This window comes from Duganella levis, from assembly GCF_009857605.1.
GTDB classification, from domain to species: domain Bacteria; phylum Pseudomonadota; class Gammaproteobacteria; order Burkholderiales; family Burkholderiaceae_D; genus Rugamonas; species Rugamonas levis.
The window spans coordinates 1-21,749 of the sequence record NZ_WWCT01000015.1 but is presented as its reverse complement, the minus strand read 5'-3'; the positions used below and the strand labels follow the sequence as shown (position 1 = coordinate 21,749).

General features: G+C 62.8%; 22 protein-coding genes and 1 pseudogene. 14 read left to right on the top strand and 9 right to left on the bottom strand.

Annotation, left to right across the window (positions count from 1 at the left end):
• Positions 1 to 2: 2 nt before the first annotated feature.
• Positions 3 to 710 (bottom strand): CoA transferase subunit A, encoded by a 708-nt coding sequence (locus GTP69_RS17975; protein WP_161056149.1) that lies wholly within the window; start codon positions 708 to 710, stop codon positions 3 to 5.
• Positions 711 to 842: 132 nt separating this feature from the next.
• Between GTP69_RS17975 and GTP69_RS17970 the strand changes: the two genes are divergently transcribed.
• The gene (locus GTP69_RS17970) at positions 843 to 1,403 is read left to right on the top strand and encodes a PAS and helix-turn-helix domain-containing protein (protein WP_110849572.1); all 561 of its coding nucleotides are present in this window, start codon (positions 843 to 845) and stop codon (positions 1,401 to 1,403) included.
• Here the strand turns inward: GTP69_RS17970 and GTP69_RS17965 are convergent.
• On the bottom strand, positions 1,400 to 2,176 hold the full coding sequence (locus tag GTP69_RS17965) for an SDR family oxidoreductase (RefSeq protein WP_110849571.1): 777 nt from the start codon (positions 2,174 to 2,176) through the stop codon (positions 1,400 to 1,402). The two genes, GTP69_RS17970 and GTP69_RS17965, sit on opposite strands and share 4 nt — an antisense overlap.
• Positions 2,177 to 2,393: 217 nt before the next feature.
• Here GTP69_RS17965 and GTP69_RS17960 point away from each other — a divergent pair, with 217 nt between their 5' ends.
• The 3 genes from GTP69_RS17960 to GTP69_RS17950 all read left to right on the top strand — a co-directional run bounded on the left by GTP69_RS17960 (position 2,394) and on the right by GTP69_RS17950 (position 6,336).
• Positions 2,394 to 4,022: an electron transfer flavoprotein-ubiquinone oxidoreductase gene (locus GTP69_RS17960; protein ID WP_161056269.1), complete on the top strand. Its 1,629-nt coding sequence runs from the start codon at positions 2,394 to 2,396 to the stop codon at positions 4,020 to 4,022.
• Positions 4,023 to 4,278: 256 nt separating this feature from the next.
• On the top strand, positions 4,279 to 5,259 hold the full coding sequence (locus tag GTP69_RS17955) for a flagellin N-terminal helical domain-containing protein (protein ID WP_161056148.1): 981 nt from the start codon (positions 4,279 to 4,281) through the stop codon (positions 5,257 to 5,259).
• 105 nt (positions 5,260 to 5,364) lie between these two features.
• Complete coding sequence (locus tag GTP69_RS17950) at positions 5,365 to 6,336, top strand: hypothetical protein (RefSeq protein ID WP_161056147.1); 972 nt, start codon at positions 5,365 to 5,367, stop codon at positions 6,334 to 6,336.
• Between the two features lie 10 nt (positions 6,337 to 6,346).
• Here the strand turns inward: GTP69_RS17950 and GTP69_RS17945 are convergent, their stop codons facing one another.
• From GTP69_RS17945 to GTP69_RS17915, 7 genes are read right to left on the bottom strand one after another with little or no spacing between them, the layout of a single operon-like run.
• A complete protein-coding gene (locus GTP69_RS17945; protein WP_202424476.1) occupies positions 6,347 to 8,416 on the bottom strand; it encodes a flagellar biosynthesis protein FlhA in 2,070 nt (689 codons plus the stop codon).
• Between the two features lie 14 nt (positions 8,417 to 8,430).
• Complete coding sequence (locus GTP69_RS17940; RefSeq protein ID WP_161056145.1) at positions 8,431 to 9,567, bottom strand: EscU/YscU/HrcU family type III secretion system export apparatus switch protein; 1,137 nt, start codon at positions 9,565 to 9,567, stop codon at positions 8,431 to 8,433.
• Positions 9,560 to 10,354 (bottom strand): flagellar biosynthetic protein FliR, encoded by a 795-nt coding sequence (locus GTP69_RS17935; RefSeq protein ID WP_110849564.1) that lies wholly within the window; start codon positions 10,352 to 10,354, stop codon positions 9,560 to 9,562. The genes GTP69_RS17940 and GTP69_RS17935 overlap by 8 nt, the downstream gene beginning before the upstream one ends.
• Before the next feature lie 8 nt (positions 10,355 to 10,362).
• Positions 10,363 to 10,635 (bottom strand): flagellar biosynthesis protein FliQ, encoded by a 273-nt coding sequence (gene fliQ, locus GTP69_RS17930; RefSeq protein ID WP_110849563.1) that lies wholly within the window; start codon positions 10,633 to 10,635, stop codon positions 10,363 to 10,365.
• An 18-nt stretch (positions 10,636 to 10,653) separates the two neighbouring features.
• Positions 10,654 to 11,427 (bottom strand): flagellar type III secretion system pore protein FliP, encoded by a 774-nt coding sequence (fliP, locus tag GTP69_RS17925; RefSeq protein WP_161056144.1) that lies wholly within the window; start codon positions 11,425 to 11,427, stop codon positions 10,654 to 10,656.
• Entirely contained in the window at positions 11,424 to 11,795 is a 372-nt protein-coding gene (locus GTP69_RS17920) for a FliM/FliN family flagellar motor switch protein (protein WP_202423758.1), read from the bottom strand. The genes fliP and GTP69_RS17920 overlap by 4 nt, the downstream gene beginning before the upstream one ends.
• Positions 11,796 to 11,797: 2 nt before the next feature.
• Positions 11,798 to 12,706 carry a FliM/FliN family flagellar motor switch protein gene (locus GTP69_RS17915; RefSeq protein ID WP_161056143.1) on the bottom strand — a complete coding sequence of 303 codons (909 nt, stop codon included), beginning with the start codon at positions 12,704 to 12,706 and terminating at the stop codon, positions 11,798 to 11,800.
• Positions 12,707 to 13,289: 583 nt separating this feature from the next.
• Between GTP69_RS17915 and fliE the strand changes: the two genes are divergently transcribed.
• The 10 genes and pseudogenes from fliE to GTP69_RS17865 all read left to right on the top strand — a co-directional run.
• Complete coding sequence (gene fliE, locus GTP69_RS17910; RefSeq protein WP_161046257.1) at positions 13,290 to 13,640, top strand: flagellar hook-basal body complex protein FliE; 351 nt, start codon at positions 13,290 to 13,292, stop codon at positions 13,638 to 13,640.
• A gap of 21 nt (positions 13,641 to 13,661) precedes the next feature.
• On the top strand, positions 13,662 to 15,434 hold the full coding sequence (gene fliF / locus GTP69_RS17905; protein WP_161056142.1) for a flagellar basal-body MS-ring/collar protein FliF: 1,773 nt from the start codon (positions 13,662 to 13,664) through the stop codon (positions 15,432 to 15,434).
• Positions 15,418 to 16,458 (top strand): flagellar motor switch protein FliG, encoded by a 1,041-nt coding sequence (locus GTP69_RS17900; protein ID WP_161056141.1) that lies wholly within the window; start codon positions 15,418 to 15,420, stop codon positions 16,456 to 16,458. Before fliF ends, GTP69_RS17900 begins: the two co-directional genes overlap by 17 nt.
• Positions 16,455 to 17,171 (top strand): flagellar assembly protein FliH, encoded by a 717-nt coding sequence (gene fliH, locus GTP69_RS17895; RefSeq protein ID WP_110849556.1) that lies wholly within the window; start codon positions 16,455 to 16,457, stop codon positions 17,169 to 17,171. The genes GTP69_RS17900 and fliH overlap by 4 nt, the downstream gene beginning before the upstream one ends.
• Positions 17,168 to 18,481, top strand: a complete 1,314-nt coding sequence (gene fliI / locus GTP69_RS17890; protein ID WP_161056140.1) for a flagellar protein export ATPase FliI — start codon at positions 17,168 to 17,170, stop codon at positions 18,479 to 18,481. Before fliH ends, fliI begins: the two co-directional genes overlap by 4 nt.
• The gene (locus tag GTP69_RS17885) at positions 18,478 to 18,909 is read left to right on the top strand and encodes a flagellar FliJ family protein (RefSeq protein WP_110849554.1); all 432 of its coding nucleotides are present in this window, start codon (positions 18,478 to 18,480) and stop codon (positions 18,907 to 18,909) included. Before fliI ends, GTP69_RS17885 begins: the two co-directional genes overlap by 4 nt.
• Before the next feature lie 99 nt (positions 18,910 to 19,008).
• A complete protein-coding gene (gene fliD, locus GTP69_RS17880) occupies positions 19,009 to 20,439 on the top strand; it encodes a flagellar filament capping protein FliD (RefSeq protein WP_161056139.1) in 1,431 nt (476 codons plus the stop codon).
• Positions 20,440 to 20,472: 33 nt separating this feature from the next.
• Positions 20,473 to 20,871: a flagellar export chaperone FliS gene (gene fliS, locus GTP69_RS17875; protein WP_161056138.1), complete on the top strand. Its 399-nt coding sequence runs from the start codon at positions 20,473 to 20,475 to the stop codon at positions 20,869 to 20,871.
• Positions 20,864 to 21,181: a hypothetical protein gene (locus tag GTP69_RS17870; RefSeq protein ID WP_161056137.1), complete on the top strand. Its 318-nt coding sequence runs from the start codon at positions 20,864 to 20,866 to the stop codon at positions 21,179 to 21,181. The genes fliS and GTP69_RS17870 overlap by 8 nt, the downstream gene beginning before the upstream one ends.
• A pseudogene (locus tag GTP69_RS17865) lies at positions 21,178 to 21,749 on the top strand (hypothetical protein); the annotation flags it as partial. The gene GTP69_RS17870 and the pseudogene GTP69_RS17865, both read left to right, overlap by 4 nt.

The window sequence follows — 21,749 nt, the reverse complement described above, 5'->3', positions numbered from 1 at the left end:
CGTTATTCTTGGTTGGCGGCGCGAATGGTGCGCTGCTCGATGCGTTTTTCCGGCGTGGCGTTGACCACGATGCGATGCACATAGATGCTCGGCAGGTGCACCTGGTCGGGATCGATCTCGCCGGTTTCCACCAGCTGTTCGACTTCGGCGATGCAGATCTTGCCGGCCATGGCCGCGTTCGGGTTGAAGTTGCGCGCGGTCTTGCGGAACACCAGGTTGCCGGCCTTGTCGGCCTTCCAGGCCTTGACCAGCGCCACGTCCGCGACCAGGCTGCGCTCCATCACGTATTGTTCGCCGTCAAACTCGCGGATTTCCTTGCCGTCGGCGACGATGGTGCCGACGCCGGTCTTGGTAAAGAAGGCCGGGATGCCGGCGCCGCCGGCGCGCAGTTTCTCGGCCAGCGTGCCCTGCGGCGTGAATTCCAGTTCCAGTTCGCCGGCCAGGTACTGGCGCGCGAACTCCTTGTTTTCGCCCACATAGGAGGCGATCATCTTTTTAATCTGGCGGGTTTCCAGCAACTGGCCGAGGCCGAAGCCGTCGACGCCGGCGTTGTTGGAGATGGCGGTCAGGCCGGTGACGCCGGAATCGCGCAGTGCGCCGATCAGCGCCTCCGGGATGCCGCACAGGCCGAAGCCGCCTACGGCAATGGTCTGGCCGTTCTGGACGACGCCGTTCAAGGCGGAAACTGCGTCCGGATAGATCTTGTTCATGGATGTCCCTTTATGATTTATGTTGCGTGTGCCTTGCCAACGATGTTAAATACGTTAGCGATGCGGCGATCCAGCATAGAATACGCCCATCGAAAGTTCAATACCGTAGAAATACCTGCACCGTACCCATACATGCGCGCTCAGCCGATTATTGATTACGAATCGATTTTCCTTCATGCGCCAGTCGGCATGTGCATCTCGGAAAATCGCACCATCCAGACCTGCAATGGCGCGCTGGCGGCCATGTTCGGCTACACCCGCGACCAGCTCGAAGGCCTGTCGTTCCTGGTACTGTACCCGACCATGGACGAGTTCCTGCGCACCGGCGACCGCATCGTCCCGATCATGAACGCCAAGGGCCGCTATTCCGACGAACGCATCATGCGCCGCGCCGATGGCGAACTGTTCTGGTGTCACGTCACCGGCCACGCGATGCTGTCCGACGCCCCGCTCGGCGCCGGCATCTGGACCTTCGAGGACGTCAGCGAAAAACGCCCGGTCACCGCCGAACTGACGCCGCGCGAACGCGAAATCGCCGCCCTGCTGGTGGAAGGCAAAACCAGCAAGACCATCGCCCGCCAAGTCGATCTCAGCCCGCGCACGGTCGAAATGCACCGCGCCAAGCTGATGCGCAAGTTCTCGGCGTCCACCTCTTCCGAGCTGGTGCACAAATTGGTCGGTGTCCAGCTTTAAGTCGCCGTCATGCCGTCATCGGCCGAGATAATCGCGCCATTGATGAAGTTGGAATCCTCGCCGGCCAGCAGCAACAGCAGGCCATCCAGGTCTTCCGGCTTGCCGGGACGCTTGCGTGGCAGCATCTGCACCAGCTTCTGACCCTGCTCGCTGGCGAAATAATCCTCGTTGATCTCGGTGGAAATATAGCCGGGGCAAATGGCGTTGGTGTTGATGCCGTACTTGCCCCACTCCACCGCCATCGCCTTGGTCATCTGCACCACGCCGGCCTTGCTCATGCAGTACACGCCGATCTGCGGCAGCACGCGCAGTCCCGCCACCGAAGCGATATTGATGATGCGGTGCTGCTTGCCCGGATCGCCCTTGGCGCGCGCGATCATGCGCTTGGCGGTTTCCTGCGCCACAAAAAAGGCGCCGCGCAGGTTGGTGTCCATCACGAAGGCATAGTCGTCCGGCGTCACGTCCACCAGCCGCTGGGTGGTCGACACGCCCGAGTTGTTGACCAGGATGTCGATCGGGCCCGCTTCGGTCTCGGCGTGGGCGATGGCCGACTTGATGCTGGCGTAATCGGTCACATCCAGGCTGACCACATGGGCGGCGCCGCCATCGGCCTCGATCTCGGCGCGCAGCTCCTTCAGCCGCTCGGTGCGGCGCGAGGCCAGCACGACTTGCGCGCCCGCCTGGGCCAGCACTTTGGCAAACCGGGCTCCCAGACCGCTGGAGGCGCCGGTGATCAGCGCAATTTTTCCCTCAAAGTTAACTTCTATGCCCACGTGATGCTCCTGTGTGTTGGTTGCTGTCTAAGCGTAATCATTACACAAATCGCCAGTATTAGATTGCGGTGTCTAATAATGTCGCGGAAAATGGCAGCAATCCAGCAGAAAAAGAAGCACACTCGTGCTAAAATTTTTACATTCATCAAAACCACTATAACAATAGACCATGACACAGCCTCAATCCTTAGTAGAACAGTACGGCCCACGCGATGCGATGGAGTATGACGTCGTGATCGTCGGCGGCGGCCCGGCAGGCTTGTCGGCAGCGATCAAGATCAAACAGCTGGCTGCGGCCAAAGGCCAGGAAGTGTCCGTCGTCGTGCTGGAAAAAGGCGGCGAACTGGGTGCGCACATCCTGTCCGGCGCCGTGATGGACCCGCAGGCGCTGACCGAACTGATCCCTGACTGGAAAGAAAAAGGCGCGCCGCTCAACACCGCCGTCACCGAAGACCGCGTGCTGTTCCTGACCGAAACCGGCTCCTTCAAGACCCCGAACTTCCTGCTGCCGAAGTGTTTTGAAAACCACGGCAACTACGTCATCTCGCTGGGCAATGTGGTGCGCTGGCTGGGCCAGCAGGCCGAAGCGCTGGGCGTGGAAATCTTCCCCGGCTTTGCCGCCGCCGAGATCCTGTACAACGACGACGGCTCGGTCAAGGGCATCGCCACCGGCAATATGGGCGTCAAGCGCGACGGCGAAGCTGGTCCGGAATTCCAGCTGGGCATGGAACTGCATGGCAAATACACGCTGTTCGCCGAAGGTTCGCGCGGTCACCTGGGCAAGCAGCTGATGGCCAAGTACGACCTGAACAAGGGTAAAGACCCGCAGTCGTACGGCATCGGCATTAAAGAGCTGTGGGAAATCGACCCATCCAAGCATCAGCCCGGCCTGGTGATCCACACCACCGGCTGGCCGCTGGACAGCAAGACCTACGGTGGCTCCTTCCTGTACCACCTGGAAAACAACCAGGTGATGGTCGGCTACGTGGTCGGCCTGAACTACGCCAATCCTTACCTGTCGCCGTACGAAGAATTCCAGCGCTACAAGACCCACCCGGAAATCCGCCAGTTCCTCGAAGGCGGCAAGCGCATTTCATATGGCGCCCGCGCGATCACCGCCGGCGGCCTGCAATCGCTGCCGAAACTGGTGTTCCCCGGCGGCGCGCTGATCGGCTGCGACGCCGGCTTCCTGAATATGAGCCGCATCAAGGGCAGCCATGCGGCGATCAAGTCCGGCATGCTGGCCGCCGACGCCGTGTTCGAGGCATTGGGCGCCGGCCGCCAGGCCGATGAGCTGGCCGCCTACCCGGTCGCGTTTGAACAATCGTGGCTGCACGAAGAATTGCACGTGGCGCGCAACGTCAAGCCGTGGCTGAACAAGGGTCTGTACCTGGGTTCGCTGATGACCGGCATCGACCAGATCGTGTTCCGCGGCAAAGCGCCATGGACCCTGCGCCACTCGCACGCCGATCACGAGTGCCTGAAGCCGGCCTCGCAGTTCACGCCAATCAATTACCCTAAGCCGGATGGCAAGCTGACCTTCGACCGTCTGTCGTCGGTGTTTATCTCCAACACCAACCACGCCGAAGACCAGCCGATCCACCTGACGCTGAAGAACGCCAGCGTGCCGGTGGACGTCAACCTGGCCCAGTACGCCGGCCCGGAGCAGCGCTACTGCCCGGCCGGGGTGTATGAATTCGTCAAGACTGACGACGGCGGCGACCGCCTGCAGATCAACGCCCAGAACTGCGTGCATTGCAAAACCTGCGATATCAAGGACCCAACCCAGAACATCGTCTGGGTGACACCGGAAGGCGGCGGTGGCCCGAACTATCCGAATATGTAGAAAAGCAACACCCCACCAACAGCGCGGTCTTCCCACCGCGCTGTTTTTATTTGATTCCGGGCAGCAATCGGCCCATAATCGGCTGGTGGGGCCTGCCCGAAACAACGTAAAACAGCGGCCTGCAGCGCGATTACAAATTATTTTCAATAAATTTCCACGAAGCATTTAATGTCCTTCCAGATACGGTCGTCTTGTACTTGGGAGAGCGCAAAAGATTCGTTGCTCCGAACTGAATCCACCTACCAGGAGTTATTTCATGCTGAGCCTTCACACCAATTCCGCGGCCCTTTCCGCACAGAACTCGATCTCCCGCACCCAGTCGGCGCTGTCGACCTCGCAGACCCGCCTGAGCACCGGCTTCCGTGTCAATTCGGCAATGGATGACGCAGCAGGCCTGCAGATCGCCACCCGTCTGAAAGCCCAGACCAGCGGTATGGCCATGGCCATGCGCAACACCCAGAACTCGATCTCGCTGCTGCAAACCGGCGAAGGCGCCCTGGATGAGACCACCACCATCCTGACCCGCATGAAGGATCTGGCAACCCAGTCGGCTGACGGCGCTTCGACCACCACCGACCGTACCGCAATGCAAGCTGAGTACAACGCTCTGACCAAAGAGCTGAGCAACATCATGCAAAACACCTCGTTCGGTGGCAGCGTGCTGTTCTCGACCAAACTGGACTCCTCGCCTACCCCAGCGCCAAGCGGCAAATTCCAGAACACCAGCCTGACCTTCCAGATCGGTGCTTCGAGCAGCGAAAAAATGGACGGCAGCGTGTCGACCCAAGTTACCTCGATGCTGAACGCCATCGGCAATGCAGCAGTAGCATTCGACGGCGGCGACGGCACCAACGTCGGCGTTGGCGGCACCAATGCCCCAGCAAATGACTCGGCCGGCACCCCTATCGTTGCTGGCTCGGAAATCAGCGATGCAAGCGGCGTTTCCGACGGTTCGTTCAACGCCAATGCGACCATCGACATGCTGTCGAAAGCCATCGACTCCGTAGGCAGCCTGCGTTCGGCGATGGGTGCAATCGCCAACCGTCTGGACCACGTGTACAACAACTTGTCGAACATCTCGACCAACACCGCCGCTGCAACCGGCCGCATCATGGACACCGACTTCGCTGCTGAATCGTCGAACATGACTTCGTCGCAGATGCTGCTGCAAGCTGGCACCGCGATGCTGAAACAGTCGAACAGCACCTCGTCGCTGGTTATGTCCTTGCTGCAGTAATCGTAGTAACATCCGGATATGTCACCATATCCGGGTTACGCAAAGGGCCAACCGGAACATTTCGGTTGGCTTTTTTCATATTCGTAACCTCTGAAAGCGAGCCTGATGGCTGTAGATCGTATCGGACCTGCAATCCGCCCCCTCGGCGTCCCGGACCGGCCGCAAGCGCAGCCTGGCCAGGTCACGCGCGTGCCGGGCAACGACGGTTCGCTCGATATCGATTTCCCGGTTGGCCCGCTCAGCCCCGGTGGCCCGACCGGCCCTGCCGGCCCCAACACGGTGGGCGTCATCCTCGACGCAGCCGATGGCCATCCGCTGCCGCCCGGCGGCGCCGAGGCGCTGGCCCATGCGCTGGCCGATGTGGTGGATGCCGCCGACCAGGCCGCGATGCGGCCCAATCAAGTGTTTTTATCGCGCCAGCTGGTCTGGCAGCCGCCGGACACCGCCATGATGGCGGCTTCCTGGCAAATCATGGTGCGCACCTATGGCGAGCAGCGCGCCGCCTGGCTGGAGCAAGCCAACGGCCAGCACCTGCCGGCCACCCTGTTCATGACCGATTACAACACGCCGTCATCGATGCGCGATGGCCGCCCCGGCGCGCCGCTGGTGACCGAAATGGAACCATGGCGCTTTGCCGTCTACGCCTGGGGCGCCGAGCGGCTGGTATTGAAAGTGGTGGTCAAGGATGACGAAGAATACGACCGCAACCGCCGCCGTCGCGCGCGCGTGGCCTTGCGCCTGGAGCTGATGCTGCCGGGCGTGGGCCGGGTGGTGATCCAGATGGAGCCGGCCAGCGGCAATGGCGTGGTGATGGAAGTTGGCGCGGCGCAGACCGCCGCCATGCAGCACATGCGCGACATCCTGCCGCAGGTAGCGGCAGTGGTCAACCGCGCCGGCCTGACGATCCTGCGCTGCCGCCTGCGGCGCGAGCTGCCGCCCTCGATTGGCGAGCACACCCACCCGACCCGGCTGCACACCGCCGCCCTGACGCAAGCGCTGTTCCGCGCCATGGCCGAAGTGGCGGTACTGCTGTCCCAGCCCGTCGTCGGCGACGACCTGCTGTCCGCCAACGCCTGAATGAGCGCGGTCAGCCGACCGTGCCGATGATGCTGACTTCGCGGTTCTCCGGAATCTCGTTGTATGACAGCACATGCAGGCCGGGCGCGAACAGGCGCGCATAACGCGCCAGCAATGGCCGGATCTGCGGCAACACCAGCAGCAGCGGCGGCGTCGCCTGCTGCTTCATCTGTTCGCGCGCCACCGGCATGTTCACCTGGAGCTGGGCCAGCAGGTGCGGGTCGATCGGATAATTGTCCAACACCACCTTGCCGCTCTGGCGCGCCTGATTCAACGATCCCAGCAGCATATTCTCCAGGTCGCCGCCGAGGTTGAAGGCGCGCATCTCAGTCTTCTGGCCGAACAGCGCGGTGACGATCTGGCGCCGCAACGCGCACCGTACCTCGGCCGCCAGCAGGATCGGGTCCTTGGTGGTTTCCGAACTGTCTACCAGCGTGGTGGCGATCGGCACGATGTCCTTCAGCGAGACGTTTTCCGCCAGCAGCACGCGGAACACGCGCAGCATCTGCGTGTGGGTCAGCGCCTTGTCCAGCGCCGCCGCCAGCTTGGGCGAGATGGCGCCGAGGCGCTCCATCATGGCCGGCACGTCTTCATGGCGGAACAGCTCCGGCAGGTATTCGCGAATCAGCTTGGACAAATGGGTGGCGATCGCGCTCGGCGCCTCCACCACCTGGTAGCCCAGCCCCAGCGCATTGGCTTTCTCGCTGGTCTCGATCCACGTGACCGGCATGCCGTAGGCCGGCTCAATGCCGGGAATGCCGTCGATCTGACCGTACACATTCGGCGACGGGATCGCCATCAGGCGGTCGGCAAACACCTCGGCCTGCGACACCACGCTGCCCGACAGCACCACCGAATACTGCGACGGCTTCAAGCCGAGGTCGTCGCGCACCAGGATCGGCGGCAGCAGCAGGCCCATCGCCTCCGAAATACTCTGACGCACGCCCTTGATGCGCTTGGTCAACGGCTCGCCGTGCGCCTTGTCGATCAGGCCCACCAGCTTGTAGCCGACCGCCAGTTGCAGCGGCTGCACCGCCGGCAGCGTGTTCCAGTCGAGCTCGGGCGCGCGGTCGTCGCGCAGCGCCGCCTCGATAGCGTCCAGATTATTGCTGACCGGCGCCTTCACCCTGGTTAACAGCTTCCAGCCGACATACGCCAGCGCCAGCGCAAACACGCCGAACATCTGCCATGGCATGCCCGGCACCATGGCCAGGATCAGCATCATCAGCGCGGCGCTGAACATCACTTGCGGCGAGGTCAGGACCTGGCTGCCGACTTGTTGCTCGAAGTCGCCCGAGTCCGAGATCCGGGTGACCAGGATGGCGGCGGCCGCCGACAGCAGCAGCGCCGGGATCTGCGCCACCAGGCCGTCACCGATGGTCAGCAGCGCGTATTGACGGAAAGCGTCGCCGAACGACATGTCCTGCATCAGCGCGCCAATCGCCACGCCGCCCACCATATTGATGATCAGGATCAGGATCGACGCCACGGCATCGCCGCGCACGAACTTGGAGGCGCCGTCCATGGCGCCGTAGAAGTCGGCCTCGGCCGCTACTTCCTGACGCCGCACCTGGGCTTTTTCCTGGTTGATCAAGCCGGCGTTAAGGTCGGCGTCAATCGCCATCTGCTTGCCGGGCAGCGCGTCCAGCGTGAAGCGCGCCGACACTTCGGAAATCCGCTCGGCGCCCTTGGTCACCACCATGAAGTTGATAATCATCAGGATCACGAACACCACGATACCGACCACGTAGTTACCGCCCACCACAACATTGCCGAACGCCTCGATCACATGGCCGGCGGCGGCCGTGCCTTCATGGCCGTGCAGCAGCACCACGCGGGTGGACGCCACGTTCAGCGTCAGGCGCAGCATTGTGGTGGCCAGCAGCACCGTTGGGAACACCGAGAAGTCCAGCGGACGGCGCACCTGCACCGACCCCAGGATCACGATCAGCGCCAGCACGATATTGAAGGTGAACATCACGTCCAGCAATATCGGCGGCAACGGCAACATGATCATCGCCAGGATGACCAGCAAGAATGCCGGGGTGGCAAACTTGTGGCGACGGATCTCCGTAATCATGGTTTGGAAAAAATTCACTGCTCAACCTCGCTCATGGATGTGGGCACAACAACGTCTTCTGGACGCACTGGGGCGGCGTTACGCCGTCCGGCACGGAATGCTTGCAACTGCAGCACATAGTTCAACACCTGCGAGACGGCCTGGTACAGCTGCACCGGGATCTGCTGGTTGACCTGGCTGGTGTTATAGATGGCGCGCGCCAGCGGCGGCAGCTCCATCACTTCAATTTTGAATTCGGCGGCCAGCTGCTTGATGTACAGCGCCATCTCGTCCACGCCCTTGGCCACCACGTAGGGCGCCTCGGCCTTGTCGGCGTCGTATTTCAGCGCCACCGCATAGTGCTCCGGGTTGACGATCACCACGTCGGCGCTCGGCACCGTCTTGCGCGCGCTGCGGCGGGCCATGGCGCGCTGCAGCTGACGGATGCGGCCCTTGACCTCGGGCCGGCCTTCGGTCGACTTGTGCTCTTCCTTCAGGTCCTGCTTGGACATGCGCTGATTCTTGGCGAAGAAGAAGGCCTGCGCCGGCACGTCGATCAGCGCGAAGATGATGAACACCGCCACCAGCGACATCAGGCTGTCCAGCATCAGGTTGGAGCCGCTCATCATGGCCTGCCCCATCGGCATCATCTGCAGCTGGGTGTACTGCGGCACGGTGGAGCGCGCCACGTGGATCAGCACGGCGATCAGCACGCCGGCCTTGCCGATCGAAATCAGCAGCTCGAACGCGTGCTTGCCACTGAACAGGCGGCCGATATTCGCCATCGGGCTCATGCGCGACAGCTTCGGTTCCCAATGCGTCATCGACACCACCCAGCCGCCCGGCACCATGGCGCCCAGCATGATAAACAGCGGCACCACGAACAGCGGCAGCAGCATCTTGATCAGCAGCCACATGGCGCTGCTGAAGACGATCGACAGCGCATTGTCGATGGCGCCGTCGCTGTCGAACGGGGCAAAACTCAGGTGAAAAATCTCATGGAACTCGGCCATATAGCCGGGCAGCAGGTAGACGAACAGCTTCAGGCTGACCAGAATGCCGATCGCGGTCGACAGATCGCGCGAACGGACTACCTGCCCTTCCTGGCGCGACTTCTTCAGCTTCTGCTGTGAAGCCTTTTCTGTTTTGTCGCCTGTGCTGTCGTCAGCCATGGATGGCCACCTGCATCTGCTGGCGTATCATCTCCAGCACCATATTGGTCATGCGCACGTAGTGCTCGGGAATGAAGCGCACCACCTGCGCCAGCATCAGCAGGCCGAAGATGGTAATCACCGAAAAGCCCAGCGCGAACAGGTTCAGCGCCGGCGCCACGCGGTTGAGGAAACCGAAGCCGATCTGCACCACCATGGTGGAAAACACCACCGGCAGCGCCAGCAGCATGGCGGCCGAGAATATCCAGGCGACGTTGTAGGCCACCGTCTGCATTAGCAGCGGGCCGAAGCCGTGGCCCAGCGGCCAGGCGCGGAAGCTCTGGCCGATCACGTTGGCGATCACCAGGTGGCCGTCGATCGAGAAGAAGATGATGATGGCCAGCGTCGACAGCAGCGCCGAGGTGACGTCCGACGACTGCCCGTTCATCGGGTCGTTCATCACCGCCATCGACAAGCCCATCTGCGACGACACCATGAAGCCCAGCACGCCGATCACCGACATGGCGAAGTGGAACGCCAGCCCCAGCACGAAGCCGATCAGGCCCTGCTCCAGCGTCGCCACCACGCCGGCCAGCGAGAAGGGATTGATGGCGGCCGGGCCCCAGTCGGCGCCGGCGGTCAGCGGCATCATGATGATGGCCAGCACCAGCGCAATCAGGATGCGCACCGTGGTCGGCGTCACCGCCTCGCCCAGTACCGGCGCGCCGATGAACATCGCCAGGATGCGGCAGAACGGCCACCACAGGGCGGTCAGCATCGGCAGCAGCTGGGCGAAGATGGCTTCCATGAGAGCGACTAGCCGACCAGGGTGGCGGCGCGGGTAAAGATGGACACGCAAAAGTCCATCAGCAGGGTCGACATCCAGCGCCCGGCCAGGATCACCGCCAGCAGCGTGATCAATAGCCTGGGCAGGAAACTGAGCGTCTGTTCATTGATCTGGGTGGCGGCCTGGAACAGCGCCACCAGCAGACCCGTGATCAGGCCCGGCACCACCAGCACCACCACCAGCAGCATGACGATGTGCAGTGACTCGACCACCAGGTCGACCGCAATTTCGGGTGTCAGCATCGATCCGCCCTATTCCTATCAGTAAGCCTGGATGCTCGTCACGAGCGTATTCACGGTCAGCGTCCAGCCATCCACCAGCACGAACAGCAGCAGCTTGAACGGCAGCGAAATCACCAGCGGCGACAGCATCATCATGCCCATCGCCATCAGCACCGACGACACCACCAGGTCGATCACCAGGAACGGAATGAACAGCATGCAGCCGATCTGGAACGCGGTCTTCAGCTCCGACAACACGAACGCCGCCAGCTTGACGGTAAACGCGTGCTGCGCCGGCTCGGTAATCTTGTCCTCGCCGGCCAGGTGGGCGATCTGCTGCAGCGCCGCCTTGCTGGTTTGCGCCAGCATGAAGCGCGACACCGGCTTCTCGGCGATCTGCAGCGCGGTCTCCAGGCCGATCTTGTCCTGGTCGTACGGCACGAAGGCCTCGGTCCAGATCTGGTCGCCGATCGGCCGCATCACCAGCAGGGTCAGGATCAGCGCCACGCCGGTGATCACCCGGTTGGGCAAGCCCTGCTGCAAACCCAGCGCCTGCCGCAGCAGCGACAGCACGATCACGAAACGGGTAAAGCTGGTCATCATCATGACCATCACCGGGAGCAGTCCCAGCAAGGTCATGATGATCAGGATTTGCATCTTGACCGTCAGTTCGGTCTTGGCGCCCGGCACCACATTGGCAAGCAGGTCGACCGCCTGCGCCGACGCGCACGCCAGCCCTAATCCCAGTAAGGCCGCCACCGGCGCGGCCAGCGTCAGGCGGCGGCGCCACGGCGCGTTGATACTCCAGATCATGGAGTCATCATGTCCAGATTCAGGCCGTCGAGGTCGATCACTTTGAGGCCGTAGTTTTCGCCCGCCACCACCACTTCGGCGCGGCCGATGGCGGTGCCGTTGACCTTGATGACCAGCGGTTCGCCGGCCAGCACATCGAGTTCCACCACGCTGTCGGCGCCGATGTTCATCAGCTCTTCCAGCGAGATGCGGGCCGACCCCACTTCCAGCGTCAGCGTGACCGGAATCTTGCGCATCATCGCCGGCAGATCGCGGCGCGGCGCGGCCGCCGGGATGTCGGTCAGCTCATTGCCAGGCTGGTCGATGATCATCTCTTCCGACAGGTCGTCCAGCAGGGCGTCGCTAGGGTTGGCTACGTTCATGTTCATCATTATTCTGCGTCTTCAAAAGAGGTTAAACAGAGTTTGCCTTTGTGCTCGGTGACTGCGGCCGTAAACAGGCGGGAATCTTCGAGCAGGACGTCTGCTCTGGCCAGGCTGATCGGGATCACATCGCCAACCTGTAAATCGTACAAGCTGCCCAGCGAGACTTCCTTGCTGGCCAGGCGGCCGATCAGGCCGACCTGCAGGCGCTGGGCCAGCGGCGCGGCGGTCTTGGCTTTCTTGCCGGCGTCGCGGTCGCGCAGCAGGCCGCGCAGCACGCTGGCCATCAGGTTCTTGTCGAGCGCAAACCAGAACTGGCCGGTGGCGCCGCTGCTGATGTCGGCCACGGTGACGGTGATCGCCCACGCGCCTTTCGGCGGTTGCGCGCCGGGCGCCGGCTTGAATGCGGTATCGGCCGGCTCGTGGCTCTCCCCTTCGGCAGGGGCCGGCTTATCCACGGCGGGCAGGTTGAGTTCGATGCGGCCGGCCAGGGTGCCGGTCAACTGTTGCCCCAGTACCACAGCGAGGCGCTCCTCGGTGGCGGTCACGCGCACCGCGCTTTCGTCGACCGCGGCGGCAGTGTCGGCCTTGCCCTCGGTCTTGGCTTCGGTCTTGGCGCCGCTGCCATAGCGGTAGTTCAGCACGCTGAGCAGCACCTTGCGCTCCAGCGAAAAGGCGATCTGGCCGGCCGGCGCCGCAAAGCTGAGCCAGCGGCTGCGGATCTCGTTGCCTTCGAGCCGGTTGAACGTCACATCGTCGACCTGGAAACCGCCCCAATAACGGCGGTTCATGTTCAGGCGCATCGATTGCGTCAGATCGTCGCGCAACTGGGCCGCAAAAATATGCAGCAGGTGTACCGGACGGCCCAGCAGGCAGGGGTCCAGCACTTGATGTTGCGTCTGTTTTGTCGTTGTCATGTATTGGCCATGGCGGTTAATTCTTCCTACGCCTCCATCATCGCACTATCCAGCTAAAAACTGGTTACTTCAGGCGCAATTTTTTCGTAACGTAGGACGATCTCGGTAGCAGCATACCTGAAAATTCACATTATTGCTAATGAACAATATTTGACGGAATAATTTCCTTGGAGACAAATACTGCTTTACAAGAATATTGCTAGCCGGTAAGCTTAGTTCAGATTGTAGGGTCTTTCGCTGCTCTGCAACATACGTGAACACATGGCGCTTAGTGAATGATTTATAACGATATTTGCCCCAGAATAATTGTTTTGCGCGCCGCCCGCCGGTGCCGTAAAGAAATTTTACACTTGGTCGATAATGATCAGGCAAAAACGGTCGCGTGGCACAGCAGCCGGCCCGACACGTCAGCGTTAGTCTGACAGTCCTACACTACCTTTTTTACAAGACTGTGACATGCACAACGGATGTGTCGCAGGTTTGGTATAGGACGCGAGAATATCTGAACATGAGCTTGCTGCTTAGCGGCAATCTCGCTAAGGTAGTCATCTGGAATTAATGCTGTAAAAACGGGGGTAGCAAGATGAGTAACGGATTCTCCAGCCTGATACAGGCCGACCTGGCGTCGCTGACCAATGCGGCACAAAGCCTGGCCAACAGCAGCCCCACGATTGCTGCCGCCAACCAGTACGGCGCGCAGGCGGGCCAGCACGGCGCCTCCTTCGCCCAATCGATGCAAGGCGCCATCGAACACGTCAATGCCATGGACGTCGAAGCCGGCCAGAAAATGGCCGATGTCGATTCCGGCAAGAGCGACGACCTGGTCGGCGCCATGCTGTCGAGCCAGGATGCCGGCCTGTCCTTCTCCATGCTGATGCAAGTACGCAACAAAGTCATGGGCGGCCTTGACGAACTGATCAAATTACCGCTGTAAGCCTCCGCGAAAGCCTTCACTGTGATTAACACCCTTAAGTCCGCCTTCGGCCGCTGGCGCGCGAACCCGTCTGCGCCGTCGCTGCCCCCTGCCCTGCTGAAAACCCTGTATCCACTGCTGATCCTGGCCATCGGCCTGACGGCGCTGACCATGATGTACATGTGGAGTAACCAGTCGAGCTACAAGCCGGTGTTCGGCGCGCGCGAGAAAGTCTCGGCGCCGGACATGATGAACGTGCTCGACACCGACCATATTCCGTACCGCATCCACCCGGAAAGCGGCCAGGTGCTGGTGCCGGAATCGATGCTGGGCAAGGTGCGCATGCTGCTGGCCGCCAAGGGCGTGACCGCCCAGCTGCCGGCCGGCCTGGAACTGATGGACAAGAACGACCCGCTGGGCGTGTCGCAATTCGTCCAGGACGTGCGCTTCCGCCGCGGCCTCGAAGGCGAACTGGCGCAATCGATCATGACGCTGGATGCGATCTCGCATGCGCGCGTGCACCTGTCGATCGCCAAGTCGACCTCGTTTGTTTCGGCGGACGGCGACAAATCGTCGGCCTCGGTCGTGGTCGCGCTCAAGCCGGGCGCCACGCTGCCGCCGGAAGCGATCGCCGCCGTGGTCAACATGGTGGCTGGCAGTGTGGCCAGCCTGTCGCCGGCGCGCGTCAGCCTGGTGGACCAGGCCGGCAACCTGCTGTCGGCCCACATCGACCTGGCCGACGGCTTTGACGCCGGCACCAGCGGCAACGACGCCAGCAAGCGCTACCAGGACGACGTCAAGAACAACATCAAGGGCCTGCTGGGTCCGGTGATCGGCGATGACAACTACCGCATGTCGGTGGCGGCCGCGGTCGACAACGACCGCGTCGAGGAAACCGTCGAGAAATACGGCGCCGATCCGAAAGTCACCAGCGAAGCCATGCGCGAAGAGCAGGACCGCAACCGCATGGTGATGGGCGTGCCGGGCACCTTGTCCAACCGGCCGCCGCCGGCCGCCGCCAATCCGGCCGCCGCCGCCCAGCAAACCGCTGGCGGCGCCAGCGATCCGAACGCGGCGCCGGCCGACGGCACCGCCCGCAAGAACGCCACCACCCGCCAGTATGCGTATGACCGCAGCATCATCCAGACCAAGCGCAGCCGTGGCCGCCTGGAAAAACTGAGCGTGGCCGTGGTGCTGGCGCAAGCCGCCGCGCCGACGCCGAAAACCGGCTGGAGCGCCGCCGACATCGCCAACATCGACAAAATCCTGCGCAACGGTCTCGGCATCAACGCCGAGCGTGGCGACCAGCTGGTGGTCTCGGCCATGAACTTCCCGGCCAAGGCCGCGCCGGTCGCGTGGTGGGAAGAGCGCGACAACATCGTCGACATCAGCAAGTACGCGATCTACGGCGTAGCCGCCCTGCTCGGTTACCTGCTGCTGTTGCGTCCGCTCATGCGCCTGGTCACCATGCGCTTCGCGCCGGACCCGCAAGAAACCGCGCGCATCAACGCCGAACGCCGCGCCGCCGAACAGGCTGCCGTGGTCGCCGCCAAGGAAGCCAAGGAAGCCGGCGCCAAGGACCAGGCCGTGCTGGCCGGTACCGCCGGCGCCGCCGGTGGCGCCCCGGCGCTGGGCGGCACGTCCGCTCAGCCTGGCATGCCGGTGGTGCCGCTGCTGGAAAATTACGATCTGCCGCCACCAGGCTCGGCGGTCGACGTCATGGTCGACCACCTGAAAGTGCTGGCCGCGAAAGAACCGGAACGCGTAGCCGAAGTCGTCAAACAATGGATGCAGAAAAATGGCCGAACTCAATAACATGGATGATGACGGCGGCGAATACGCCATGCCGACCAAGCTGACGCCGGTGGAGCAAGCTGCCATCGTGCTGCTCAGCATCGGCGAGGAGCCGGCTGCGGCCGTGCTGCGCTGCCTGTCGCGCGAGGAATTGCTGGAAGTCACGCAAGTGATGTCGCGCATGAGCGGCATCAAGGTGGAGTCGGTCAAGAACGCGATGCAGAAGTTCTTCGACGACTACCGCGAACAGTCGGGCGTGCATGGCGCTTCGCGTTCTTACCTGAAGCGCTCGCTGGACCTGGCGCTGGGCGGCGATCTCGCGAATACCGTGCTGAACAACATCTACGGCGACGAACTGCGGCCGAAGATGGCGCGCCTGCAATGGGCTTCGCCGAAATGGCTGGCCGAATACATCTCCAACGAGCACGTGCAGATGCAGGCGGTGTTCCTGGCCTTCCTGCCGGCCGCGCTGGCCGGCCAGATCATCGACGGCCTGCCGCAGGACACCCGCGACGTGGTGCTGCTGAATCTGGCGCGCATGGAAGAAGTCGACGCCGACCTGCTGCAGGAGCTGGACGAACTGGTGGACCGCTGCCTGAGCTCCTTCGATTCGCAAGGCACCAGCGTCGAGGGCATCCGCCAGACCGCCGAAATTCTTAACCGCCTGCCGAGCAACCGCGCGCAGATGGTCGAGCTGCTGCGCGCCCACGATCCGGACGTGGTGTCCAAGATCGAGCTGTCGATGTACGACTTCTTCATCCTCGGCAACCAGACCGAACAGGCAGTCACCCGCATCCTGGAAGACGTGCCGCTGGAACAATGGGCGATCGCGCTCAAGGGCGCCGATATTTCGGTGCGCGATGCGATCCTGAAAACCATGCCGAAACGCCAGGCCCAGGCCTTCGAGGACATGATGCGCCGCGCCGGTCCGGTGCCGATGTCGCGTATCGAACAGACGCGCCAGGAAATCATGGCCACCGTCAAAGCGCTGGCCGACGCCGGCGAAGTCGAGATCCAGCTGTTTGCAGAACAGGTGATTGAATGAAGCAGTTCCGTCCCTACCGCTTTCCGCCGCTGGCGCAGTTCACCACCCAGCGCGCCGCTGCGGCGGCTGCGCACGGTCATGGCCACGGCCATGGCGGCGACGGCGGCGCCCAGTGGGCTGCCTCGGTCAGCGAGGGGTTTGAACAGGGTCAGCGCGACGGTTACGAAATCGGTCTGGCGCGTGGCCAGGAAGACGGTTTTGAAACCGGCCGCCAGTCGGGCCAGGAACAGGGCCGCGAAGAAGGCCGCCACGAAACCCTGGTCGCCTACGACCAGATGGCGCGCCCGGTCGACGCCATGCTGAAAAGCCTGAAGAAACTGCGCTCCGACTACCGCGCCGCGCAACGCAAGGAAGTGGTCGATCTGGTCGCCAAGGTGGCGCGCCAGGTGATCCGCGCCGAACTGGCGCTGCAACCGGTGCAACTGATGGCGCTGGTCGAAGAAACCCTGGCCTCGATGCCGCCGACCCGCGATGAAATCGATGTCTTCCTGAATCCGGAAGAGCTGAAACGCATTGCCGAGCTGGACCCGAAACGTTCCAAGCGCTGGAACCTGATCCCCGATGCCCGTCTTGAGGTAGGGGAATGTCGCATCAAGGCAGGCGATAATGAAGTGGATGCCGGTTGCCATCAACGGCTTGCGGCGGTCATGGAACAGGTCGATAATCAATTACAGATCGCCGACAGCGGCGATGAACCGGAGGGCGACGAGTGATCGCTGATGCCTTACGCAATCTCGAACTGGGTTCAGTACCCATGGCGACCCCGACGGGCCGCCTGGTGGGCGCATCCGGTTTGTTGCTTGAGGCAGTAGGTTGCCCTTTACACACCGGCCAGCGTTGTCAGATTGAGACAGTCAGCGGCGAATGGCTGGATGCGCAAGTGGTTGGCTTCCGTGACAAGCTTTCCTACCTGATGCCGTTCAAAAAGGCCATCGGCCTGACCACCGGCGCGCGCGTGCTGCCGTCGCCGGAAAAAGTCAGCCTGCAAATCGGCTCCAGCTGGCTGGGCCGCATGGTCAACGGCCTCGGCGAACCGATCGACGGCCTTGGCAAGCTGACCGGCGATTTTCCGCTGGAATCGCAACCGCCGCGCGTCCATCCGCTGCGCAAGAAACCGGTCACCGAACCGCTCGACGTCGGCGTGCGCGCCATCAACTCCATGCTGACCTTGGGCAAGGGCCAGCGGGTCGGCCTGATGGCCGGTTCCGGCGTCGGCAAATCCGTGCTGCTGGGCCTGATGACCCGCCAGACCGTGGCCGATGTGGTCGTGGTCGGCCTGATCGGCGAACGTTCGCGCGAGGTGCGCGAGTTTGTCGATATGTCGCTGGGCAAGGAAGGCTTGCAGAAAGCCGTGCTGGTGATCGCGCCGGCCGACGAAAGCCCGCTGATGCGCGTCATGGCCACCGAACTGTGCCACTCGATCGCGGCCCACTACCGCGACCAGGGCAAGAATGTGCTGCTGCTGGTCGATTCGCTGACCCGCTACGCCATGGCGCTGCGCGAAGTAGCGCTGGCGCTGGGCGAGCCGCCGGCCACCAAGGGTTATCCGCCGTCGGTATTCTCCAACCTGCCGCAGCTGGTGGAATCGGCCGGCAACGGCGAAAACCAGACCGGTAGCATGAGCGCCATCTACACGGTGCTGGCCGAAGGCGATGACCAGCAGGACCCGGTGGTCGACACCGCCCGCGCGATTCTCGACGGCCACATCGTCATGACCCGCGAGCTGGCCGAACGCGGCCACTACCCGGCCATCGATATTGCGGCCTCGATCAGCCGTTGCATGATGCAAGTGATCGACCACGAACACCAGATGGCGGCACGCGCGCTGAAAGCCAGCATGGCGCGCCACGACCGCGTGCGCGACCTGATCCCGCTCGGCGCCTACGTGCCGGGCGCCGATCCGGTCACCGACAAGGCAGTGCAGCTGCATCCCCGCGTGGAAGATTTCCTGTGCCAGGGCACCAAGGAAGCGGCGCCCATCAACGACTGTATCGCGCAACTTGAAAAGCTGATGACACCATGAGCCAACAGAAGATCCGTAACCTGACCACGCTGGTGGCCTTGCGCCACACCGAAGTCGAGCGCCTGCAGACGGAAATGGCGGAAAAGACCAGTGTGCGCGACCGCTATCAGAAAAACCTGGACCGCTTGACCACGCTGTACACCAACAGCGGCGCCAGCGGCAACCTGCACCCTGCCCTGGCCGGCAACTGTGGCGACTACAAGCAGGCCGTGATGGCCATGGCCGACAGTCACCGGCTCGACCTGCATATGCACGAGGCCGATATGGCGGTTTCGCAACAGGCGCTCAATGCGGCCTGGGCAAAACGCGAAGTGATGGGCAAGGTGTTAAGCAAGGAACAAAAAATCGTGTCGCAGGAAAAAAACGCCAAGGAACGCAAACAACATGATGATCTGGCAACGCAATTGTGGCTACGCGGCCAAAAATAAGCGTCGTTACAAAAAATTGTCTGGAATATTTTCATACGGAAACGATTAAGGTCGCCCTGTATCAGGGTACACTTCATCATCCTTCCAAGGAGCACGATCATGGCTGTTATCACCGCCCCAACTTACGACCCGAAAACCACCGCCGAGAACCTGGCGAATGCCTATGTGGCGCCGACCAAGGCGATCCTGGACAAGCAGTCGACCAAGTCGACCGCCGTCGGGACCGGCCTGACCACGCTGGGCACGGCGCTGAGCACCTTCCAGACCACGCTGGCGGCGCTGGCGACCGGTACCTCCTCGGTGACCGCGACCAAAGCCACGTTCAGCAACACCGCGATCGGCACCGCCACCGCTACCTCCAGCGCCCAGGCCGGCACCTATTCGTTCTATGTGGAGCAACTGGCCACCGCCGGCCAGGTTTCGTATAACGTCGGCGACAGCAGCGCCACCGCCGCCGGCAGCATGAATATCACGCTGGCCGACGGCAGCGCCTTCAAGGTCGACCTGGCCAGCGCCGACAGCAACAAGGACGGCACCCTGAGCGCCAAGGAAGTGGCGGCCGCCATCAACGCTGCGGCAGACAACAAATCGCAGGTTACTGCCTCAACCATGACCATCAACGGCCAGACCCGCCTGGTCCTGACCTCGAACCAGACCGGCAAGGACAAGGCGGTCGCCTCGATCGACACCACCGGCCTCGGCGATGCTGGCCTGGCCAGTTCGCTGGCCACTGTCAACCAGACCGTGCAGACCAACGCCACCAATGCCATCGTCTGGGCCGGCGGCAAGACCGGCACCAAGGTCGAGCAAGCCTCGAACGTGTTCAGCATCGTCGACGATGTCAAGTTCACCATCACCCAGGCCCAAGGCGCCAACGATGCGGCAGTCAACCTGACGATCGCCTCCGACAATACCGGCACCGCCGCCAATGTGCAGAAGTTCGTCGACGCCTACAACACCCTGATGGCGTCGATCAAGACACTGACCGCCGCCGGCGACCATACGCTGGTGTCGACCACCGACTCCAACGCCACGCCGAGCCCGACGTCGGAAGACGCGGCCTTCTACAACGATGCCGGCGTACTCAACCTGCGTGACCGCCTGGGCGCCATCCTGCGCGACGCCACCGGCGGCCAGTCGTTGATCAGCTTCGGCATCACGGCCGCCAAAGATGGCACGCTGACGCTGGATTCGACGCGCCTGAACAAGACCATCGCCGCCAATCCGAGCGCGCTCGACAAGCTGTTCGGCCGCGCCGGCACTGGCGTCGACGCCGGCGTGCTGGGCGCCATGAACAAGCTGACCACCTCGTGGACCACCAGCGCCGGCGGCCTGCTGGTGCAGCGCAAGCAGCAAAATGACACACTGTCGAGCAACATCACCGACCGCCAGGCCACGCTGCAAAACCAGTTCGACAGCGCCTACAAGCGTTATCTGGCGCAGTTCACCGCGCTGCAACAACTGCAGTCGTCGATGACCTCCACCTCGAATATGTTCACGGCCATGTTCTCGACCGACAGCAGCAGTTAAGCAACCCATTTTTGACGCAGTACAGGGAAGACCATGATGAACCAGGAAGCCTACAGCAGTTACCACTCCACCAATCTGGATGCCCAGGTCGCACGGGCCTCGCCGATTGAGCTGGTGCTGGTGCTCACCGACGGCTTGCTCGAAGAACTGGCGCGCGCGCGCGGCCATATCGTCGGCAAGCGCTACGAGCTCAAGGCCAACAGCCTGAACAAATGCACCGACATCATCAACGGCCTGTCGAGCTCGCTCGACTTCGACAACGGCGGCGAGGTGGTGCAAAACCTCGGCCGCCTGTACGAATACTGTGCCGGCCGCCTGTACACGGCCGGCGTCAGCCTCGACCCGTCCATCATCGACGAAGTCACCACCCTGCTGACCACCATCAAGAAAGGCTGGCTGGGCGTGCAGGAAATCCAGGCCAAAAATGGATAGACAGCGCACCCTGCTGCAATTGACGCAGAAAATGAGCGCCGCCATCGCCGCCGAAGACTGGCGCGCGCTGACGGCGATCAACACCATGCTGGCCACCGCCCTGCCGCAAATGGCGGCGCAAGGCAGCTGGAGCAGTGCCGAACGCGCTGCCCTGTCGGCCTTGCGGCAGATGCACAACGAAGCCGTCAAGCGCTGCGACCTGGCCACCGATGCGTTGGGCAGCAAGTTGCAGCAAATGCAGGCAACCCAGGAGGGCTGGTTGGCTTACGCCCTCGAAAGCGAACACGCAGAAACCGGAATCCAAGCATGACCATGACACTCTCCAGCGCAGCGGCAGCCGCCCAAGCCGCACGCGCCGAACTCACCGCCCCGGTGGCCGCCAACAACGCCACGGCGTCGGCAGCCGCGAATAGCGGCAAGAGTACGGCCGCATCCGCCAAACCGGCGGCCAGCAGCACCGGCAGCAGCAATAACAGCAATAACAGCAGCGCGAACAGTGCCAGCAGCAATGCGGGCAAGACCAGCACGACGCAAGCCAGCCAGCAGCCGGCGCAAAAGCCGGCCCAGGCCGCCGCCCAGCAGCCCGAACGCAGCAGCGCCGATGCCGCCGCCCAGGCCGCCCTGGCAGCCGCCAGTGCCGTGGCGCCGGTCGCCGCGCCGCTGTTTTCCCAGCTGCTGCACCTGGCCGACGTCACCAATACCGCCAAGGCCGACGAGCAAGCCGGCAGCGATGGCCGCCAACCGGTCGCCGCTGATGCGGCTGACGCCACCGCCGGCACCAGCGCCGCCGCCAGCAGTCTGCTGCCGGCCATGATCAGTTCCATGCTGAGCATGGCGCCGGCGCCAGCACCCGTGCCGGCCCCAGCCGGCTCGGTGGC

What these genes read in the sequence shown, in the direction of transcription:
- GTP69_RS17975 (WP_161056149.1), bottom strand. Translation starts at nt 710, where the DNA reads ATGAACAAGATCTATCCGGACGCAGTTTCCGCCTTGAACGGCGTCGTC.
- GTP69_RS17970 (WP_110849572.1), top strand. Translation starts at nt 843, where the DNA reads ATGCGCGCTCAGCCGATTATTGATTACGAATCGATTTTCCTTCATGCG.
- GTP69_RS17960 (WP_161056269.1), top strand. Translation starts at nt 2,394, where the DNA reads ATGGAGTATGACGTCGTGATCGTCGGCGGCGGCCCGGCAGGCTTGTCG.
- GTP69_RS17955 (WP_161056148.1), top strand. Translation starts at nt 4,279, where the DNA reads ATGCTGAGCCTTCACACCAATTCCGCGGCCCTTTCCGCACAGAACTCG.
- GTP69_RS17950 (WP_161056147.1), top strand. Translation starts at nt 5,365, where the DNA reads ATGGCTGTAGATCGTATCGGACCTGCAATCCGCCCCCTCGGCGTCCCG.
- GTP69_RS17945 (WP_202424476.1), bottom strand. Translation starts at nt 8,416, where the DNA reads ATGATTACGGAGATCCGTCGCCACAAGTTTGCCACCCCGGCATTCTTG.
- GTP69_RS17940 (WP_161056145.1), bottom strand. Translation starts at nt 9,567, where the DNA reads ATGGCTGACGACAGCACAGGCGACAAAACAGAAAAGGCTTCACAGCAG.
- GTP69_RS17935 (WP_110849564.1), bottom strand. Translation starts at nt 10,354, where the DNA reads ATGGAAGCCATCTTCGCCCAGCTGCTGCCGATGCTGACCGCCCTGTGG.
- fliQ (WP_110849563.1), bottom strand. Translation starts at nt 10,635, where the DNA reads ATGCTGACACCCGAAATTGCGGTCGACCTGGTGGTCGAGTCACTGCAC.
- fliP (WP_161056144.1), bottom strand. Translation starts at nt 11,427, where the DNA reads ATGATCTGGAGTATCAACGCGCCGTGGCGCCGCCGCCTGACGCTGGCC.
- GTP69_RS17920 (WP_202423758.1), bottom strand. Translation starts at nt 11,795, where the DNA reads ATGAACATGAACGTAGCCAACCCTAGCGACGCCCTGCTGGACGACCTG.
- GTP69_RS17915 (WP_161056143.1), bottom strand. Translation starts at nt 12,706, where the DNA reads ATGACAACGACAAAACAGACGCAACATCAAGTGCTGGACCCCTGCCTG.
- fliE (WP_161046257.1), top strand. Translation starts at nt 13,290, where the DNA reads ATGAGTAACGGATTCTCCAGCCTGATACAGGCCGACCTGGCGTCGCTG.
- GTP69_RS17900 (WP_161056141.1), top strand. Translation starts at nt 15,418, where the DNA reads ATGGCCGAACTCAATAACATGGATGATGACGGCGGCGAATACGCCATG.
- fliH (WP_110849556.1), top strand. Translation starts at nt 16,455, where the DNA reads ATGAAGCAGTTCCGTCCCTACCGCTTTCCGCCGCTGGCGCAGTTCACC.
- GTP69_RS17885 (WP_110849554.1), top strand. Translation starts at nt 18,478, where the DNA reads ATGAGCCAACAGAAGATCCGTAACCTGACCACGCTGGTGGCCTTGCGC.
- fliD (WP_161056139.1), top strand. Translation starts at nt 19,009, where the DNA reads ATGGCTGTTATCACCGCCCCAACTTACGACCCGAAAACCACCGCCGAG.
- fliS (WP_161056138.1), top strand. Translation starts at nt 20,473, where the DNA reads ATGATGAACCAGGAAGCCTACAGCAGTTACCACTCCACCAATCTGGAT.
- GTP69_RS17870 (WP_161056137.1), top strand. Translation starts at nt 20,864, where the DNA reads ATGGATAGACAGCGCACCCTGCTGCAATTGACGCAGAAAATGAGCGCC.